The organism is Pseudomonas furukawaii (assembly GCF_002355475.1).
Taxonomy (GTDB): Bacteria; Pseudomonadota; Gammaproteobacteria; order Pseudomonadales; family Pseudomonadaceae; genus Metapseudomonas; species Metapseudomonas furukawaii.
Map to the genome: position 1 here is coordinate 281,581 of NZ_AP014862.1, position 17,672 is coordinate 299,252.

At 63.2% G+C, this 17,672-nt stretch carries 14 protein-coding genes and 1 pseudogene; 6 read left to right on the forward strand and 9 right to left on the reverse strand.

The features are described 5' to 3' along the window. The first annotated feature begins 24 nt into the window (after positions 1-24). Both KF707C_RS01335 and KF707C_RS01340 read left to right on the forward strand, forming a co-directional pair. The gene (locus KF707C_RS01335; protein WP_003455637.1) at positions 25-1,170 is read left to right on the forward strand and encodes a PilT/PilU family type 4a pilus ATPase; all 1,146 of its coding nucleotides are present in this window, start codon (positions 25-27) and stop codon (positions 1,168-1,170) included. Positions 1,171-1,274: 104 nt separating this feature from the next. Continuing rightward, positions 1,275-1,670: an NINE protein gene (locus KF707C_RS01340; RefSeq protein WP_003455636.1), complete on the forward strand. Its 396-nt coding sequence runs from the start codon at positions 1,275-1,277 to the stop codon at positions 1,668-1,670. Between the two features lie 107 nt (positions 1,671-1,777). On the opposite strand, the gene KF707C_RS01345 is transcribed toward KF707C_RS01340, so the two are convergent. The 7 genes and pseudogenes from KF707C_RS01345 to KF707C_RS01375 all read right to left on the reverse strand — a co-directional run bounded on the left by KF707C_RS01345 (position 1,778) and on the right by KF707C_RS01375 (position 9,547). Further along, a complete protein-coding gene (locus KF707C_RS01345) occupies positions 1,778-2,101 on the reverse strand; it encodes a hypothetical protein (RefSeq protein WP_003455635.1) in 324 nt (107 codons plus the stop codon). A 481-nt stretch (positions 2,102-2,582) separates the two neighbouring features. Further along, positions 2,583-2,804, reverse strand: coding sequence for a hypothetical protein (locus KF707C_RS01350; protein ID WP_081608126.1), 222 nt, complete (start codon positions 2,802-2,804; stop codon positions 2,583-2,585). Further along, positions 2,794-3,519 (reverse strand): annotated as a pseudogene (locus KF707C_RS01355) (RHS repeat-associated core domain-containing protein); the annotation flags it as partial. The gene KF707C_RS01350 and the pseudogene KF707C_RS01355, both read right to left, overlap by 11 nt. A gap of 351 nt (positions 3,520-3,870) precedes the next feature. Next, positions 3,871-4,236 carry a hypothetical protein gene (locus KF707C_RS01360; RefSeq protein WP_081608124.1) on the reverse strand — a complete coding sequence of 122 codons (366 nt, stop codon included), beginning with the start codon at positions 4,234-4,236 and terminating at the stop codon, positions 3,871-3,873. 8 nt (positions 4,237-4,244) lie between these two features. After that, complete coding sequence (locus tag KF707C_RS01365) at positions 4,245-5,141, reverse strand: RHS repeat domain-containing protein (protein WP_051050776.1); 897 nt, start codon at positions 5,139-5,141, stop codon at positions 4,245-4,247. Between the two features lie 12 nt (positions 5,142-5,153). Next, complete coding sequence (locus KF707C_RS01370) at positions 5,154-5,501, reverse strand: hypothetical protein (RefSeq protein WP_036993800.1); 348 nt, start codon at positions 5,499-5,501, stop codon at positions 5,154-5,156. A 113-nt stretch (positions 5,502-5,614) separates the two neighbouring features. Then, the gene (locus KF707C_RS01375; protein ID WP_003455624.1) at positions 5,615-9,547 is read right to left on the reverse strand and encodes an RHS repeat protein; all 3,933 of its coding nucleotides are present in this window, start codon (positions 9,545-9,547) and stop codon (positions 5,615-5,617) included. Positions 9,548-9,802: 255 nt separating this feature from the next. Here KF707C_RS01375 and KF707C_RS01380 point away from each other — a divergent pair, with 255 nt between their 5' ends. Together KF707C_RS01380 and KF707C_RS01385 are read left to right on the forward strand one after the other, a co-directional pair. After that, positions 9,803-11,173, forward strand: a complete 1,371-nt coding sequence (locus tag KF707C_RS01380) for a pyridoxal-phosphate dependent enzyme (protein WP_003455620.1) — start codon at positions 9,803-9,805, stop codon at positions 11,171-11,173. Next, positions 11,170-12,354, forward strand: coding sequence for a trans-sulfuration enzyme family protein (locus KF707C_RS01385; protein WP_003455618.1), 1,185 nt, complete (start codon positions 11,170-11,172; stop codon positions 12,352-12,354). Before KF707C_RS01380 ends, KF707C_RS01385 begins: the two co-directional genes overlap by 4 nt. 149 nt (positions 12,355-12,503) lie before the next feature. Here the strand turns inward: KF707C_RS01385 and KF707C_RS01390 are convergent, their stop codons facing one another. Beyond that, positions 12,504-14,885 (reverse strand): penicillin acylase family protein, encoded by a 2,382-nt coding sequence (locus tag KF707C_RS01390; RefSeq protein ID WP_003455616.1) that lies wholly within the window; start codon positions 14,883-14,885, stop codon positions 12,504-12,506. A gap of 112 nt (positions 14,886-14,997) precedes the next feature. On the opposite strand from KF707C_RS01390, the gene KF707C_RS01395 reads away from it, so the two are divergent. Beyond that, positions 14,998-16,038: an AraC family transcriptional regulator gene (locus KF707C_RS01395; RefSeq protein ID WP_003455615.1), complete on the forward strand. Its 1,041-nt coding sequence runs from the start codon at positions 14,998-15,000 to the stop codon at positions 16,036-16,038. On the opposite strand, the gene KF707C_RS01400 is transcribed toward KF707C_RS01395, so the two are convergent. Further along, entirely contained in the window at positions 16,035-16,610 is a 576-nt protein-coding gene (locus KF707C_RS01400; protein ID WP_003455613.1) for a DUF6436 domain-containing protein, read from the reverse strand. The genes KF707C_RS01395 and KF707C_RS01400 overlap by 4 nt on opposite strands. A gap of 119 nt (positions 16,611-16,729) precedes the next feature. On the opposite strand from KF707C_RS01400, the gene KF707C_RS01405 reads away from it, so the two are divergent. Continuing rightward, positions 16,730-17,671: an alpha/beta hydrolase gene (locus KF707C_RS01405; protein ID WP_003455611.1), complete on the forward strand. Its 942-nt coding sequence runs from the start codon at positions 16,730-16,732 to the stop codon at positions 17,669-17,671. Position 17,672 lies beyond the last annotated feature (1 nt).

Sequence of the window (17,672 nt, forward strand, 5' to 3'; positions counted from 1 at the left end):
CCGGACCATTACAGCGAGAACGCCATGGAATTCGAGAAACTGCTGCGCCTGATGGTGGAAAAGGGAGCGTCCGACCTGTTCGTCACGGCCGGTGTGCCGCCGTCGATGAAGGTCAACGGCAAGATCATGCCGGTCAGCAAGAACGCCATGTCGCCGGAAATGACCCGTGAGACGGTGCTGGGCGTGATGAACGAGCAGCAGCGTCGCGACTTCGCCCAGCACCACGAATGCAACTTCGCCATCAGCGCCCGGGGCATTGGCCGCTTCCGTGTGAGCGCCTTCTACCAGCGCAACCTGGTGGGCATGGTGCTGCGCCGCATCGAGACTTCCATCCCCACCATCGATGAGCTGAAGCTGCCGGAGGTCCTGAAGAAGCTGGCGCTGACCAAGCGTGGCCTGGTGCTGTTCGTCGGCGCCACCGGCACCGGCAAGTCCACCTCGCTGGCGGCGATGATCGGCCACCGCAACAAGAACAGCAGCGGGCACATCATCTCCATCGAGGACCCCATCGAGTTCATCCACCAGCACCAGAACTGCATCGTCACCCAGCGCGAGGTGGGACTGGACACCGAGTCCTTCGAGGTGGCCCTGAAGAACACCCTGCGCCAGGCGCCGGACGTGATCCTCATCGGCGAGGTGCGGACCCGCGAAACCATGGACCACGCCATCGCCTTCGCCGAGACCGGCCACCTTTGCCTCGCCACCCTCCACGCCAACAACGCCAACCAGGCGCTGGACCGCATCATCAACTTCTTCCCCGCCGACCGGCAGCAACAGGTGTGGATGGACCTGTCGCTGAACCTCAAGGCCATCGTCGCCCAGCAACTGGTGCCGACCCCCGACGGCAAGGGCCGCCGCGCGGTGATCGAGGTGCTGATCAACACCCCGCTGGCGGCGGACCTGATCCGCAAGGGTGAGGTGCACGAGCTCAAGCCGTTGATGAAGCGCTCCACCGAGCAGGGCATGCAGACCTTCGACCAGGCGCTCTACAACCTCTATGCCCAGGGCGAGATCACCTACGAGGACGCGCTGCTCCACGCCGATTCGGCCAACGACCTGCGCCTGATGATCAAGCTCGACTCGGAGACCGACGGCGAACACCTGCAGCACATGAGCGAAGGGCTGTCGCTGCAGGTGTCCGAAGAGGACCCGGGGCGTCGGTTCCGCTAAGCTCTGCGCTCCCTTGAAGAAGCCCGCCTCGGCGGGCTTCTTTGCGCCGGCGGGCGTCAGGCCGCGCCGGCCCCAGCCATCACCCACCGCCTGCAGGAGGCAGCATGAATACCCGCCTGGACACTCACAGCAAGGTCATCGGCTATCTGTTGTGGATCTTCGGATTCCTCGGTTCCCACCGCTTCTACTACGGCAAGCCGGTGACCGGGACTATCTGGTTCTTCACCCTCGGCCTGTTCTTCATCGGCTGGATCATCGACCTCTTCCTGATCCCCTCCATGGACCGCGAGGCTTCCCTGCGCTTCAACGCCGGCCAGTACGACTACAACGTCGCCTGGATCCTGCTGACCTTCCTCGGCATCTTCGGCGTTCACCGCATGTACCAGGGCAAGTGGATCAGCGGCATCCTCTACCTGCTCACCGGCGGCTTCTTCCTGCTGGGCGTGCTCTACGACTTCTGGACCCTGAACTCCCAGATATCGGTGCTGAACGCGCGCTGAGGCACTCACTCGGCCGCAAGCCAGGTTGCGGCCGATGCTCCAGAAGCGAAGCTGAACGCTCTCCTGGCAACGGGAACAGGCGAAACTCTAACGCCGGACAGCGCTCTTCAAGTGGAGGGCTTGTTGCGGCGATGGTTGAATGCCTCGATACACTCCGGCAGTTCATGGTGCCTGGGCGAGCCGCCGATTCGGTTCGCATCGAACCTCTCCGCCCGGCGCTTGCAGGTCTCGACGGTTGCGGTGCCGCGTTTTGCATTGATGCATTCGTTGAAGATATTGCCTTTCTCCCGGTCAAGCAGAACCTGGCGTGCTGCTTCGCAGCGTTTGTCCAGCTGCTCCTGTCGGGCGAAGAAGGCTTTCTTGTCCTTCTCGAAAGTTGCCGCCTGCGCGCCGATGGTGAACAGCGCCAGGAGTAGCGGAAGTCGCTTCATTGCACGGCCTCGAGTCGTGTTTAAGTGTCGGGCTACTGGTGAGTTCTTGTATGTATGTGCCCATCCGGCACCACAAAAAGATCAAAAATTAGGTTTTGAAATTTCTGTGCGTGTCGCTTCCTGTGGATATTTTGTGGTGCATGGATAACCAGCGCTCCAGGTGCGGGTCGTAGTTGCGGGCTTGCATATAAACCAAGCCGCTGCTGCCGTCTTGGGAAGGTCTGAGGTTAGCCAGAAACGCATGGCTACTTCAGGCCTTTCCTAGCATGGCATTATGAATGCTGCTTTGTAAGTTGATTTCATCGGGCGTTTACTCCAAAGTTCTGACGGGTGTGCTATCTGGTTTGGCTTTCTTTGTGGTCTCTGTTCTATGGTGTTAATCCTGTATTTCGAGTCGTTCAGGTACTTTGTTTTGGTTTCTGGCTTATTTTTTATAATGGTAATTCCATATGGCCTGGAGCATCTATTTGCATTTTTTGAACTACCAATTGGGACTGTCTTTTTGAGCTTTTCTCACTGCGTCTAGCCAATCCTCCCATGCTGCTGGATCAGCCGGGCCAGCACCATCTGACCAAATAGTCCAATCCATCGAACCAAGCATGGCCCCAATATCATCTGACTTTGTTAGTGAGTACTCATGCTCAAGAAAATAGAACATCGCGCAGAAAGCTTGTTTGGGAGTCAGGTTTTTTTCACTCTCCATCTTTATTTCCCCTGGGTTTAAGTGAGGTCAGGCCTCTTTCGGAGTCATAAGTCCTTGGGGTCTTATTGGTTCCGCCATTAATAACCTGATTGCCTCGATACTGAACCAATGCTTGACTGCCGTCTGGCAATGTCTCTGCAGCCCACGTATTGCCGTGACGATCACCTCCAAGCACGGATTTCTTATCATTAGCCAGTTTGGTTATTAGTTCGCGATTGGCTGGAGTATCTGTAAGGTGCCCCTCAGCTTCTCTAAAGATATGACCTATTCGGCTTTCTGATATTGCTACTGTTGCTTTTTCACTTTTAGCGAGTATATACCCTCGCCTAAGCACGTTCCCAACCCCCAGACCTATCACATGCGCGGCAGCGGCCTTTCCGGCTTCGACTAATGCGGCGTCCGTTCCTCCTGTCTGGTATTCCGAGTAAATGCCGTGGCCGGTCAGGCCGATATCGAGCCCCACTAGCACCGCCATGGCCCATTGCCCATCCGGATCCACGTAGCGATACGGGTTGTTCAGCCCATAGGCATAGCGGTTGAAGCTTCCGGGCACCTCCTCCTGGGGCCCGGCCGGGTCCATGGCGAGGAAGCGACCCAGTTGCGGGTCGTAGTAGCGGGCCTGCATATAGACCAGGCCGCTGCTGCCGTCTTGCACGTGTCCGGTGTATCCCGGGCTGCCGTAAGGGGTATCAGCGGGATTCTCCTGGCGCTCGCCATAGGGGCGGTAATGTGCACGCTAGAGGAGTTCGTTGCGCTCGTCGGTGGCGGCGGCCGGTGAGCCCAGGTGATAAGCCTGCCCATGAGAAACTCCATTTCGCTTGTCCCTTATTTCGGGGAAACCAGTCTCAGGTAGACCGGGACAGGCGCATTGGCATAAGTGGGAAGGTTGGCGCAGGTGGTGCCGGCAGGAACGTTGTAATTGATCCCGAGTGTTGCATCTTCCTTGAATACCATGCTGGTGAGCGAGGGCCAGTGGGAGTGGATGATCGAGTTTAAGTTCTGACGCAATAAACTCGCCCCCTTTTCGGACGGCTGGTTTTTTGTTGAATGTTATTGATTTTGATATTTAATTTGGTCTGAAGTAAATGTTTTCGCAGTCCACCTCTACGACTCCCCAGTCCCCTGATAGAGTACAAAGTCGATTTTCTATTGTGAATGTGTCGATGTTTCCGAGGTCGGTTTCTTTTGCGCTGTCGGTATTTATATTTTTGCTCTTTTTGATCCATCTAATAAAGTGTGCGCCATGAAATTCTAGTGTTGCTATTTTGTAGCAGTACTGTTCTTCGGGGTTTGGTGGCGTAAAAAATGGGTTTTTTTCAGTAAGAACGGCCTCTAGTCTAAAGATTAGTTTGTCAATTGTTTCCTCTATTTCAAGTACGTAGCTATCTTCGAGGTAAACTTCTTTTAGTGCTTCAATTTCATGATAATTCATGCTGTAGCCTATAGGTCAAAATCAATTTTTGTGTGGTTTTCAGCGCTTTTCCTAGTTACAGGATTACCTAGTGGGCCAGTTCTCTGTCCTGATGGATCCTTGAATTCGACGTGAGGCATCGAGCTACCAGGTGCGCGGGGGCTTCCTTTCTTGATTGTCAGCCGGGCAATGCCATTTTCATCAATGAATTTTAACGGGCCTCCGTCTGTTTGGTCCGATTTCCATCCCTGATTTTTGGCAAAGTCTCGCAGTTCGCTGGCTTTGGCTGTCCTTCCAGCTTTAAATAAGTTAGCGACGTTTTCAGTTGTATTTGCTCCTTTTGCGAGGATATACCCTCGCCTCAGTACGTTCCCAACCCCCAGACCTATCACATGCGCGGCAGCGGCCTTTCCGGCTTCGACTAATGCGGCGTCCGTTCCTCCTGTCTGGTATTCCGAGTAAATGCCGTGGCCGGTCAGGCCGATATCGAGCCCCACTAGCACCGCCATGGCCCAATGCCCATCCGGATCCACGTAGCGATACGGGTTGTTCAGCCCATAGGCATAGCGGTTGAAGCTTCCGGGCACCTCCTCCTGGGGCCCGGCCGGGTCCATGGCGAGGAAGCGACCCAGTTGCGGGTCGTAGTAGCGGGCCTGCATATAGACCAGGCCGCTGCTGCCGTCTTGCACGTGTCCGGTGTATCCCGGGCTGCCGTAAGGGGTATCAGCGGGATTCTCCTGGCGCTCGCCATAGGGGCGGTAATGTGCACGCCAGAGGAGTTCGTTGCGCTCGTCGGTGGCGGCGGCCGGTGAGCCCAGGTGGTCGTTGTGGTAGTAGGTGGTGAAGACCAGGGTCGCTGCCTGGGTGGAGCCCAGTAGCAGGAGAGCCAGGACTGAGGTGATAAGCCTGCCCACGAGAAACTCCATTTCGCTTGTCCCTTATTTCGGGGAAACCAGTCTCAGGTAGACCGGGACAGGCGCATTGGCATAAGTGGGAAGGTTGGCGCATGTGGTGCCGGCAGGAACGTTGTAGTAGACCCCTATCTGCGAGCCCTCCTTGAACGCCATAGTGGCCAGTGATGACCAGTGGGAGCAGGTCACCGAGTCGATGGACGGGTTGCCTTTCAGATTGCAGAGCACTGTCCAATCGCTTCTCCACGTGCTTTGAATCATCAGGTTTCCATTGCCGTAGATGATTACCTGGACAACTTTCCCAGGGCAGAAGAGCGCGGCGGATTGCACGGTTGTGGATAACGCTATGAGGACAATGAAGGATAAGGTTCGCATGCTGGTCTCCCTGACAGAGTCATTGGGCTGGTATTGCTGGGTGAGTGGCCGACATTGCAGCGCCAGCCCGGTATTCAGTTCGAAGCGCTTGTGAGAGCGCCGTCTTCTTCGCTCTAGCCGCCTGCCGGAATCCGGTGCATCAGTGGTACCTGGGCCGGCCAGTCCGGTCTGGAGGGTGATATTCCCTGCTGATAACCTTTCAGGTTGGAGATGCCATCGCCGTTTGCATCGAGGTGCGCATCGGTAAGGTCGAGAGGGTTGAGTTTGTGCTGGTACTCCCAACCGTCGGGCATCCCGTCGTTGTCGCTGTCGGCATTTCGCAACTTGGTACCAAGACGGTACTCATCAGCGTTGCTCAGGCCATCGCCGTCGCTGTCCATGCGCCCATCCCTGGCGTCCTGCGGATCCAGGCCTAGACGCCTTTCATAGCAATCGGGCATTCCGTCGAAGTCGCTGTCCAGGTCCGGGCACTGCTCGCGATGGGCGACCAGCTCTCCGGCCACATGGATGTACTCCCTGACCCCGCCGCTGGTGTCGTCGTCGCGCAGCAGTTGCCCATTTCTCCCGTAGACGCTGACTCGTAGTGCCCCCTGGCTGATGGAAGTGGTGACCCGTCTGCCGGCCGCGTCATAGGTGTAGCGTTCGTCGGGTGTTGAGGTGCAATCGACACGGGGTGACAGGCAGAGCCAGGTCATGTGGCCTGCATGGTCGTAGCCATACTCGCCCCTGGCCCTGAGGACGTTGCCCCTAACGTCGTAGCCGAATCTGGCGGACAGCGACCCGCTAAGCCCCGCCAGGCGGCCCTGTGCGTCGTAGTTGTAGTTGATGGTCCCGCCACCGAGGGTTTGACGGGCCAGGTCGCCCCGGGTGTTGTAGGCGAAGCTCGCCGTACCCCAGATACCGCGAGCACTGGCCAGGCGGTTGAGGGCGTCGTAGCCCAGCGTCTGGGTATAGGCGCTGTTCTGCAGGTCAGTGATCTGGGTGAGATTGCTACCGGCATCGTAGGCATAGCGCAGGCGCAGTGGCAGGTCCGGGCCGCCCACATGCCGTTCCGTGACTCGAAGGCGCCGGCTGTCTAAGGTCTGGCTCAGCTTTCGGCCATTGCCATAGGTCAGGGCGCTGAGTTGACCGCTGGGGTGGTAGCTGATGGCGCTCGCGAAGGCACCCGCACGAGTGGCCCGCCCGTAGGCATCGGGGGCGTAGTCGACCTTCAGGCCGCTGGGATAGGTGATCGTCTGTAGGTGATCGAGGACGTTGTGCGCGTAGCGGAAGCCTAGAGTACGGGATGGATTTTTCAGAACTAGGGTTTCGCTTGCCAGCAGATCGTGGGCGTCATAGGTGTAGTTCCAGGTGTTGCCCTGGTAGGACGTCTGTGAAAGCAGTCGCCCAGCCAGGTCGTAGCTGAAGGTGAAAATCTGGTTGCCGGGGTGGGTGACCTTTATCAGCCGATCCATGCTGTCGTAGCTGAAGGTGTCGGCTGCCGCCGCGCCCACCTTGCGGCTGGTGCGGTTACCCACCGCGTCGTAGCCATACACCGTGGTCTGGGTTTCCGGGTTGGATTCGCTGGCCAGGAATCCTCGCGCATCGTATGTGTAGCGGCGCGCCAGGCCGCCCTGTTCAAGGGAGGTGATTCTGCCCAGGCTGTCCCGACCGATAGCCGTGGTGATGCCGCCAGGCTGGGCCATCTTCGCCAGCAGCCGCTCCGACGGTTCGCCGAAGGCGAGGTGGGTCAATGTCGTGACGTTGGCGCGCTCGTCTCGTTGCGTCTCGGTATTCCCTGGGCCATAGCTGGTGGTGTGGAAGGTGCCATCGGGATGGCGAACCTGGGTGCGACGGCCAAGGCCGTCGTACTGGAAGGACTGGATGCTGGCACTTGCCTGGTGGTAGCCGGGCAGGGACTGCGAGGCCTTCCGTCCATCCGCCCTGTAGGTGGCGGTTGTCACGATCGGCGCACTGCCACCGGATTCCTTCTGGCTGATCATTTGACCAAGTCCGTTGTAGTGGCGGACACGTACGTAGTTCGCGCGTTTGAGGGTTTCCGTTACCCCTCCGGCGCCGAAGGAGTAGCTGATGGCGATGTTGCCGGCGCCGCCTTTGGGCATCTGAACAGCGACGAGGCGATTCATGGTGTCGTAGCTATAGCGCGTCACGCGTCCCAGTGGCTCGGTGATCGACGCCAGGGTGCCAGTGGGGTTGACGGTTCGACGAATCACCCCTCCATTTGGCAGGGTGGTCTGGAGTGGAACGCCACGGAGATGGCCTATGTGGCGGGTGACGCGGCCGTTGGCGTCTGTCTCGCTTGCCAGGTCTCCGGCTGGCGTATATCCGAAACGGGTGGTCACGCCATAGCGCGTCTGCTGGGCGAGTCGACCGGTATTCGTGTAGCCATATGTGATAGAGCCGGGAATGCCTGACACGGCCTGGCTGGCCACCTTGCCCAGCATCCACAAGCCGCCGGGTCGGATATAGGTGTAGGTGGTGGTGCGCTGCATCTGCCCCTTTTCGGTCACCGTCAAAGGCTGGCCATAGGCGTCGTAGCTGTATTGCGTGGTGTAGCTGGCGCCGTCCTGGGCAATCACCCTGCTGGCCAGCAGGGCGGCGCGGGTACGATCCTCCACCAGCAGGTTGTAGCGACGCACTTCATGCTGGCTGGAGATGTCCTGGCTGGACCAGGCATAGGTTTCAGTGCGCAGGGCCGGGCCGCACCCGGTGCCGGCGCGCGCGGCGGTGAATTTGCGCACCAGCGCCCCGACCTTCCAAAGCCCACGATTCACGCCCGATGCGCCGTTGGCCAGGGTATCTGTCCCCACGTGTTCATAGCCGATGCACTGAGTGGGGCCCTTGACCAGCGTCTGGTCGTTGTTGGGCACACGCCCTTTGGAATACTGGTATTCCCAGACCTGCTCCGCGGGTGCCGCGCCCTGGATGCCCGACAACGTTCTCCTGTTGATGACATTGAGTTTCTCTGCGGGGTTAGGGCCCATCTGCCGGTATTCGTAGGTATAGCGAGTGCGCAACCCGGTCGGGCTGGTCATGCTGGCCATGGAGAAGCGGCCTGGCTGGGCACCGGTCAGGGTGCTGGCATCGTTGTAGCTGTAGGACCAGCCTGTGCCATCCGGATAACTCACGCTCTCCAGGTAATGCGGCCTGGCTCCTACACTCCAGTTGGCGTCGACGTATGAGAAGCGGATGGTCGCTCCGTTGGCGACGATGCTTTCCAGGACAGGGCGCATTCCGGTCTCGTCCCGGTAGGTGAAGTTCACGGAGCGCCCATCGGATGCCTGGATCGACTTGAGCAGGTGATGCCGGCCGAACAGATTGTGAGTACCGATGTTGTACGCGAAGGTGAGGAAGTTTCCGTCCGGGTCCTCGATTCGGGTCACGAAGTAGCTGCGGAGCTGCTGGTCAGGGGAAACGGTTCCCTTCTTGTCGAACAGGTATTTCCGACCGTCCGGGGAGATGACGATCAGCCCGCCGTCGCCTTTGTTCAGGGACCGTGGGAGACAGCGACCTATCCAGCGCTCCTTGGTGATGAAGGCGTGATCTCGGCCGTTGCCATTGGCCAGGATCTGTCGGGTACCGTCCGGCAGTTCGAGGATGGGGTTCAGGTTGGAGGCTATCTGATTGTTGATCTGACAGCCTTGGTTGTTGTCCGACTGGTTCAGGTACCCATAAGTCCTGGAAACCCATAGCCGGCCGAAATGCAGGTCCCAACCCGTACCGAACGGTGTGCGCTCTCGGTAGCCGTTGCTGTAGGGGCCCGCGTCGTTGGTGACACTCTGGTAGTTGCGCAGGACCTCGATATCCAGGCCGCCGTTGCCCGGTATCAGCAGGTCCCTGACGAGAATCTTCAGTGCGCCCGTGAAGGGGTCGATGCTGTCGACCTGCTGGTTGCCGGAGAAGTCGCGGTTGTTCGCATGTCCGGGTTCCTGGTAGGCGCCCACTGCGGCCTCGTTGAAGCTTTCTTCCGCAGCGATCGCCGGCAGGCTCAGTGCGGTCGAGGCAAGCCACAGGGCTGCCAGGTAACGCGGCAGGTGCTTGTTCATGAAGGCTCTCCGTGGCGATCCGGGCCCCATCTTTGGAGCGGGCGATAGCTCGGGAGTCTAGGGATAGAGGGCAGGGCGGCCTTGTCGGCTCAGGCTGGTCGTCTTGTCTGAAAGCTCGTTGATTGTTTGCCGGAAATGGAGGGGCCTTGCCCACCACCCCTTCGTCGGAACCCATGGCGGTCCCCCGTCGCCCGTCCTATGTTCCAGGGCATGGGGCGTTTCGCCCCCTGCCTGGTCGCGCAAGGAGGTGACGCCATGAACAGTGCCCGTCCTGCGGTGCTCGATCTGATCGGCAATACCCCGCTGGTTCAGGTCTCCCGTTTCGATACCGGCCCCTGCACCCTGCTTCTGAAGCTGGAGTCGCAGAATCCCGGCGGCTCCATCAAGGACCGTATCGGCGTGGCCATGATCAGCGCCGCCGAGCGCGACGGGCGATTGAAGCCCGGTGGCACCATAGTGGAGGCCACCGCCGGCAATACCGGACTGGGCCTGGCCCTTGTGGGGCGGGCCAAGGGCTACCGCGTGGTGCTGGTGGTGCCGGACAAGATGTCCACCGAGAAAGTGCTGCACCTCAAGGCCATGGGGGCCGAGGTGCATATCACCCGGTCGGATGTAGGCAAGGGCCATCCCGAGTACTACCAGGACCTGGCCGGACGGATGGCGGCGGAAATCCCCGGGGCCTTCTTCGCCGACCAGTTCAACAACCCCGCCAATCCCCTGGCCCACGAGAGCACCACCGGCCCGGAGATCTGGCAGCAGACCGGCCAGGACGTCGACGCCATCGTCGTGGGCGTCGGATCCGCCGGTACCCTGACCGGCCTGACCCGCTATTTCCGTCGTGTCCAGCCGGAGCTGGAGATGGTGCTGGCCGACCCGGTGGGATCGGTGATGGCCGAATACGTGCGCAGCGGCACCCTGGGTCCCGTCGGCTCCTGGGCGGTGGAGGGCATAGGCGAGGACTTCATTCCCGGCATCGCCGACCTGTCCAGCGTGCGTCACGCCTACTCCATCAGCGACGAGGAAAGCTTTGCCCACGCGCGTGAGCTGCTGCGAGCCGAAGGCATTCCCGGAGGCTCGTCCACCGGTACCCTGCTGGCCGCGGCGCTGCGCTATTGCCGCGAGCAGAAGAGTCCCAAGCGGGTGGTCAGCTTCGTCTGCGACACCGGCACCCGCTACCTGTCGAAGGTCTACAACGACCAGTGGATGACCGACCAGGGCCTGCTGGCGCGCAAGCGCTATGGCGACCTGCGGGACATCATCGCGCGACGCTTCGAGGACGGCAGGGTGATCAGCGTGGGGGCGGACGATACCCTGCTCACCGCCTTCCAGCGCATGCGCCTGGCGGATGTCTCGCAACTTCCGGTGCTCCGGGGTGGACGACTGGTGGGGGTGATCGATGAGTCGGACATCCTGCTCGGCGTGCATGCCGACGCCACGCATTTCCGCGAGCCCGTCGCCAGCGTCATGACCACCCGCCTGGAAACCCTGGCGCCGGATGCCAGCCTGGCCGAGCTGCAGGCCGAACTCGACCGTGGCCTGGTGGCGATCATCGCCGACGATTCGGCCTTCCACGGACTGATCACCCGCTTCGATCTGCTCAATCACCTGCGGAGGACACTCGCATGAGCCCGCAGGTCGACAGACGCCAACTGGCCTTCGCCACCCGTGTCATCCATGCCGGCCAGGCCCCCGACCCGTCCACCGGGGCCATCATGCCGCCCATCTACGCCAACTCCACCTACGCCCAGGAAAGTCCGGGCGTGCACAAGGGGCTGGACTACGGCCGCTCCCACAACCCCACCCGCTGGGCCCTGGAGCGCTGCGTCGCCGACCTGGAAGGCGGCAGCCAGGCCTTCGCCTTCGCTTCGGGGCTGGCGGCCATCGGCACCGTGCTGGAGCTGCTCGACGCCGGCTCCCATATAGTCGCCAGCAACGACCTCTATGGCGGCACTTTCCGCCTCTTCGAGCGGGTACGCAGGGCCAGCGCCGGGCACCGGTTCAGTTTCGTGGACTTCAGCGACATCGCCCAGATCGGCGCGGCCATCGGTGACGACACCCGGATGCTCTGGGTGGAGACCCCGAGCAACCCGCTGCTGCGCCTGGCCGACCTCGCCGCCATCGTCGCCCTCTGCCGGGGGCGCGGCATCATCCTGGTGGCCGACAACACCTTCGCCAGCCCCTGGGTGCAGCGGCCGCTGGACCTGGGCTTCGATCTGGTGGTGCATTCCACCACCAAGTACCTCAATGGCCACTCCGACGTGATAGGCGGCATCGCCGTCGTCTCCAGCGACAACCGGTGCGAGCCCCTGAGGGAGCGCCTGGGCTTCCTGCAGAACGCCGTGGGCAGCATCGCCGGGCCCTTCGACGCCTTCCTGACCCTGCGCGGGGTGAAGACCCTGGCCCTGCGCATGGAGCGTCATTGCGACAACGCCCTGGAGCTGGCCGGCTGGCTGGAGCGCCAGCCGCAAGTGGCGAGGGTCCACTACCCGGGCCTGGCGTCCCACCCGCAGCATCCGTTGGCGCGACGGCAGATGCACGGCTTCGGCGGGATGATCTCCCTGGACCTGGCCACCGACCTGGCCGGCGCGCGGCGTTTCCTGGAGGCGGTGCGCCTCTTCACGCTGGCGGAAAGCCTGGGCGGGGTGGAAAGCCTGATCGAGCACCCGGCCATCATGACCCACGCCAGCATCCCGGCGGAGATCCGCGCGCAGCTGGGCATCGGCGACTCGCTGATCCGCCTCTCGGTGGGGGTGGAGGATGTGGAGGACCTGCGGGCGGATCTGGCGCAGGCGCTAGGGAGGCTGTGAGGATGAGTAAAGCAACCCTTCCCGCGTGTTGATGCGCAGTCAGTAGGAGGGGTTGAGCGGAGCGATACCCATCGCATCGGCCGATGGGTATCGCAGGCCCGACTCATCACGGGGACTGGCGCAGGTGTCGGGTGAGAGAGCGCTTCGTCTCAGCCGGCCGGCACCAGCTTCAAGGTCCCCTGGCTATTGGCCTTCACATCCTCTTCCGAGAAATGCATGGGCAGGTACTCGCCACGGATATAGGCCTCGGCCTGGTCCTTGTAGTGGCGGTCGAAGGGGACGCCGCTCTGGCCCAGGGGGTTGATGCCCAGGGCGTGTTCGGCGTCCGCCAGGTCCACCAGGCGCCGGGTGGAGGGACCATAGAAAACGTCCCAGGGCGCCGGGCCGACCCGATGCGAGAGGTTGTTGGGCACTTCGTGGCCACCCGGAGCGGGGAAGGGGCCAACGTTGAACAGCAGGTCCAGAGGCTTCTGCTGGCCCAGTGGATGGCTGTGCGTCAGGGTGTGGGCCTTGCCCCAGTTCCAGGCGGCGGGGTCATCACCCAGGGTCTTTTTCAGGTGCGCCAGGCTGGCCTGCCAGGCGGCCTTGACCCCATCCGCGCGGCTTTCTTTGTGCGGTGTGCCGCGATTGTCCCACCAGGGTGAATCGGCGTCGGCCGCAAGGCGGGGCAGGGCGGTGTCGAGTACGCGGGTCTGCAGCAGGCTGCCGAAGAAGTTGTCGCCCAGTTCGTCGCGCATGGCCGTTCGGGCCAGTTCGTAGACGAACTGGTTGAACAGGGTGGCGGCCTGGGAGTCCAGGGGGTGGTCGCCCTGCCAGTTGGCGAGTTGCTCCACCAGGGCTTTTTCGCCGTCATCGGCGGCGGCCGCACGGAGGTCGGCCAGCAGCGGCGCCAGCAGGCGCGGGCCGTAGCCGGTGGCGGTGTCCAGTTGCAGTGCCTGGCTGTTCTGCAGGTCCCATTTGATGCCCGGCTCGGCCAGGCGCTGGTCCAGGCGCTGGCCCCGATCGGGGAGGTTGTAGTAGCCGGGAATGGCCACCCCGGTGGGGGACAGCGGCTGGTAGTTGGCGGAGACGATGTAGCCGCGCTCCGGGTTCTCTTCCTGGGGGTTGGCGCTGAAGGGCAGGTAGCCCGGCTTGTCCGATTCCCCGCTGCTGCCGTCGAGGATGAACACCGGGTTCACGCCGTCCGGGCGCTGGGGCAGCTTGGCCGCCGCCCACCAGCCGATGTCGCCGTCGGCGTTGGCCCAGACCAGGTTCAGCCCCGGTGCGTGGATCTTCGAGGCGGCGGTGCGGGCCTTGTCGAGGCTGTCGGCGCGGTTGAGTTCGTAGAAGGCGTCGAGGATGGGGTTCTCGGTCTCCAGGAAGGCCCACCACATGGCGATGGGCGTCTTGCCGGCGGCGGCGCCCAGGGCGTCGTTGATGATGGGGCCGTGGGGGGAGCGGCGCAGGGTCAGGCTGACCGATTCGCCATCCTTGACCTGGATGCTTTCCTCGCGGCTTTCCAGGTCGACCCAGCGGCCCTGGTACCAGACCTGTTGCGGATTGTCCGGGTTGGTCTTCTCGGCGATCAGGTCCAGGTCGTCGTTCTGGAACATGGTCAGGCTCCAGGCGAACTGGCGGTTGTGGCCGAGGGAGGCGACCGGGTTCAGGGCCTGGTGGTGGCCGTAGAGCTCGAAGCCCGGGTAGGACAGCTGGGCTTCGTACCAGACCGCCGGCACCGCGAAGCGGATATGCGGGTCGCCGGCCAGCAGCGGCTTGCCGCTGGCGGTGCGGCTGCCGGAAACGGCCCAGGCGTTGCTGCCTTCGTACTGCGGCAGGCCGGCTTCCACCAGGGCCTGCTGGCTGAGCCGTGCCAGGTGGTTGAGGTCCTGCCAGTCGGCGCTGGCCAGGGGTTGGCCGACCACGCCCTCGGGGTGCCAGTCGAGATCGAAGGCCTTCAGGTAGTCGGTGCCCAGTTCGTCGCGCACGTAGGTCATCACCGGCTCGGTACGGAAGGCGGCGGCGAAGCTGTAGGCCATGTAGCCGGCGACGGAGAGGGTGTCCTCGACGGTGAAGGGGCGCTTGTCGATGCCCAGCAGGTCGAACTCGACGGGGGCCGGGCGGCTGTCCTGGTACTGGTTGATGCCGTCCAGGTAAGCCACCAGTGCCTGGTAGGCGGGGCTGTTCCTGTCCATGCGGCGGGCGTATTCATCGGCGTGGGCACGAATGCCCAGGGTGCGGAACAGGCGATCGGTGTCCACCAGGCGGGCGCCCAGCACTTCGGCCAGTTCGCCGCGGGCCAGGCGGCGCAGCATTTCCATCTGGAACAGGCGGTCCTGGGCATGCACGAAGCCCAGGGCACGGTAAAGGTCGGCCTCGTTGCCAGCCTGGATATGGGGTACGCCGCGCTCGTCGTAACGCACGGTCACCGGCGCCTGGAGGTGGGCCAGGGCCAGCTCGCCATCGCGTACGGGCCTTCCGCTCTCGCTGTACCAGGTGGCGCCGGCGGCGGCCGCGGCGATCATCACGGCAAGGGCCGTCAGGGTGCGTTTCATGCACGTTTCTCCTTGTTGTAGTGGTCGCGGCATTCTCGCCAAGGCCGCCGGGGTGGGCATTGACCCTGGACCCGCAAGCTGAAAGTCTTTGGTCAATCCCTGGAGTTCCTCGATGCCCGCTTCTTCCCCGGATCGCCTCGACGCCTTGCCCCTGACCCATTCCGCGACCTTGCGGCGCCTGCTCTATGAAGCCCTGTCGGACCTGGGACTGGACCCCGGCCAGGTCTACCTCGGCATCAACCAGCACCGCAGGCTCAGGCCACCGCCCGCGGACGGGCGCCTGCACCACGATGACGCCCCGCAGTTCTGGCTGGCCGCGGACGCCCTGTGCGGCGATCCGGACATCGGCCTGCACCTGGGGGAAGCGATGAAACCACGGTTGCTGGACGTCGTGGGTTATCTCCTGCTGGCCAGCCGGGACCTGGAGGAGGCCCTGGTGAGTTTCCTGCGCTTCCAGCACATCCTCTCCGGCGGTTTCGTCGCCCAGATGCGGGTGGAGGGCGACCATGCTCGGCTGGTGATCGACCTCAACTACCTGGGCTATTCCTCGCTTCGTCAGCAGATGGAGTGCCTGGCGCTGCTCTTCACCAAGCTGCTGGGTTCGATCACCGATGGGGAGTTCCGCCTCCTCGGCGTGGAGTTCCGCCATCCGCGCCCGGCCCGGGTGAGCGAGCATCAGCGACTCTTCGGCCTGATGCCGGCGTTCGGCTGCGAGCACGATGTGCTGGTGTTTCCCGCCGCGCTGCTGAAACGCCCGTCGCGCACGGCCAACCCGGACCTGCACCGGCTGCTCTGGGGGCATGCGGAGACGCAACTGGCCGCCCTGGCCGGCAACGACCTGTTGAATCGCCTGCGCTATCTGCTGGAAGTTCGACTGGGCCGGGCGTCCTGCACCCTGGAGGCCTGCGCCGCCGAGTTGGGGATGTCCGCCGGGGCGCTGCAGCGCGCCCTCGCGGAGCAGGGCGCCAACCTGCGCCGGCTGCGGGAGTCGGTCCAGCGCGGCCGCGCCATGGAGCTGTTGCGGGAGGGACGGACGCTCAGGGAAGTGGCGCGGGGCTGCGGCTTTTCCGAGCTGTCCCCGTTCTACCGCGCTTTCCGGCGCTGGTACGGGGCCACACCTGATCACTGGCGGGCCCGCCTGGGGCCTGCCTAGAGCGGGCTCCGCCAACCGCAGAAGCAGCCGGCCGCCAGGGTGCCGCCGACGCTCACCGGGCGATTGTCGATCAGCGCGTCCAGCACCGGCTCGATGAAGCTGTTGTCCGAGGTGCAGACGGCGCCTTCGCTGTAGGGGCCGAAGTAGGCCAGGTTGCCGTCGCGGTCCCAGATGCCCACGGCCGGTACGGCCGGCAACTGCTCGGAGCCGGGGACTTCGGTGAGTGGCTCGAGGGCTTCCAGTCCTGGTGGCAATTGCCCTCTGCTGCCCGGCTTCTGCAGGGCGTAAAAGGCCACGCCCTGGGGTGCGAAGCGCTGGATCAGCTCGGCCAGGTGCTGCTGGTTTCCGGCGTTGCAGGGGCAGGCCGGGTCCCAGAAATGCACCAGCCGGATCGGTCCCTTGCCCGCCAGTTCCCTCGGCAATTGCAGGTGCTCGCCGGTGAACACCGTGGGCTGCGGATTGAAGGGACGGATGAAGCGGGACTCGTACCAGCGGTAGGCGAGAACCAGCGCGATCACGCAGGCGAGGGCGATCAGGCCGATCTTGAGTGGTCGGGAGTGAGCGATGGGCATGGGTGGGGCCTTCTGTCGAGGCGCCTAGCTTGCCATGCCGCGCCGGCCAGAAGAATATCGGCTGCCATGCAGGGCCCCGAGCGGTCCTGTGGTCCCATCAGCCGTACCAGGGAAGCCCGATGTCCGACTCCATCCAGCCCGATCTACTGCGCCCGCTGCTGCGCCCCCTCGCGGTCGGCGCCGCCGACCTGCGTCAGGCCCAGGGTTACCGGGCCTTCTATCGGCTGGATTTCTCCGACCGCCATCCCGGGGTGGAGGCTCGCCTGGGCTGCATGGAGGCGGCGGGCTACAGCCTGGTCACCCAGCTCTGGCTGCCACCCACGCCCCGGGCCACCCTGGTGGTGCTGCACGGTTACTACGACCACATGGGGCTCTATGGCCACCTGGTGGAGTGGGCCCTGGGCCTCGGCCTTGCGGTGATCGCCTGCGACCTGCCGGGGCATGGGTTGTCCAGCGGCACTCGGGCCAGCATCGGGGATTTCGCCGAGTACCAGGCCGCCCTCGGGGCGCTGCTGGCGGAAGCCGAGTCGCTGGGCCTGCCGCAACCCTGGCACCTGGCCGGGCAGAGCACGGGCGGCGCCATCCTGCTGGACTACCTGCTGACGGGGGAAGCGCGACCGGAGCTGGGGGAAACCCTGCTGTTCGCGCCCCTGGTGCGGCCCCGCGCCTGGGGCTGGTCGAAGTTCAGCTACCGGTTGCTGCGCCCCTTCGTCGAGGGCATTCCCCGGCGCTTCAGCGTCAACTCCGGCGATGCCGAGTTCATCGATTTCGTCCACCGCCGCGATCCACTCCAGCCTCAGACCCTGCCCACCGCCTGGGTCGGCGCCCTGTCCCGCTGGATTCCGCGCATCGAACGGGCGGCGCCCAGCCGCCGGCGCCCGCTGGTGATCCAGGGGGACGCGGACATGACGGTGGATTGGCGGCATAACCTCCAGGTGCTGGAGGCGAAGTTCGACCGGCCGGAGGTGCTGATGCTGGAGGGCGCCGGGCACCATCTGGTGAACGAGGTACCGGCCTATCGGCAGCGCTATTTCGATTTCCTGGGGGAGCGCCTGGGCTGAA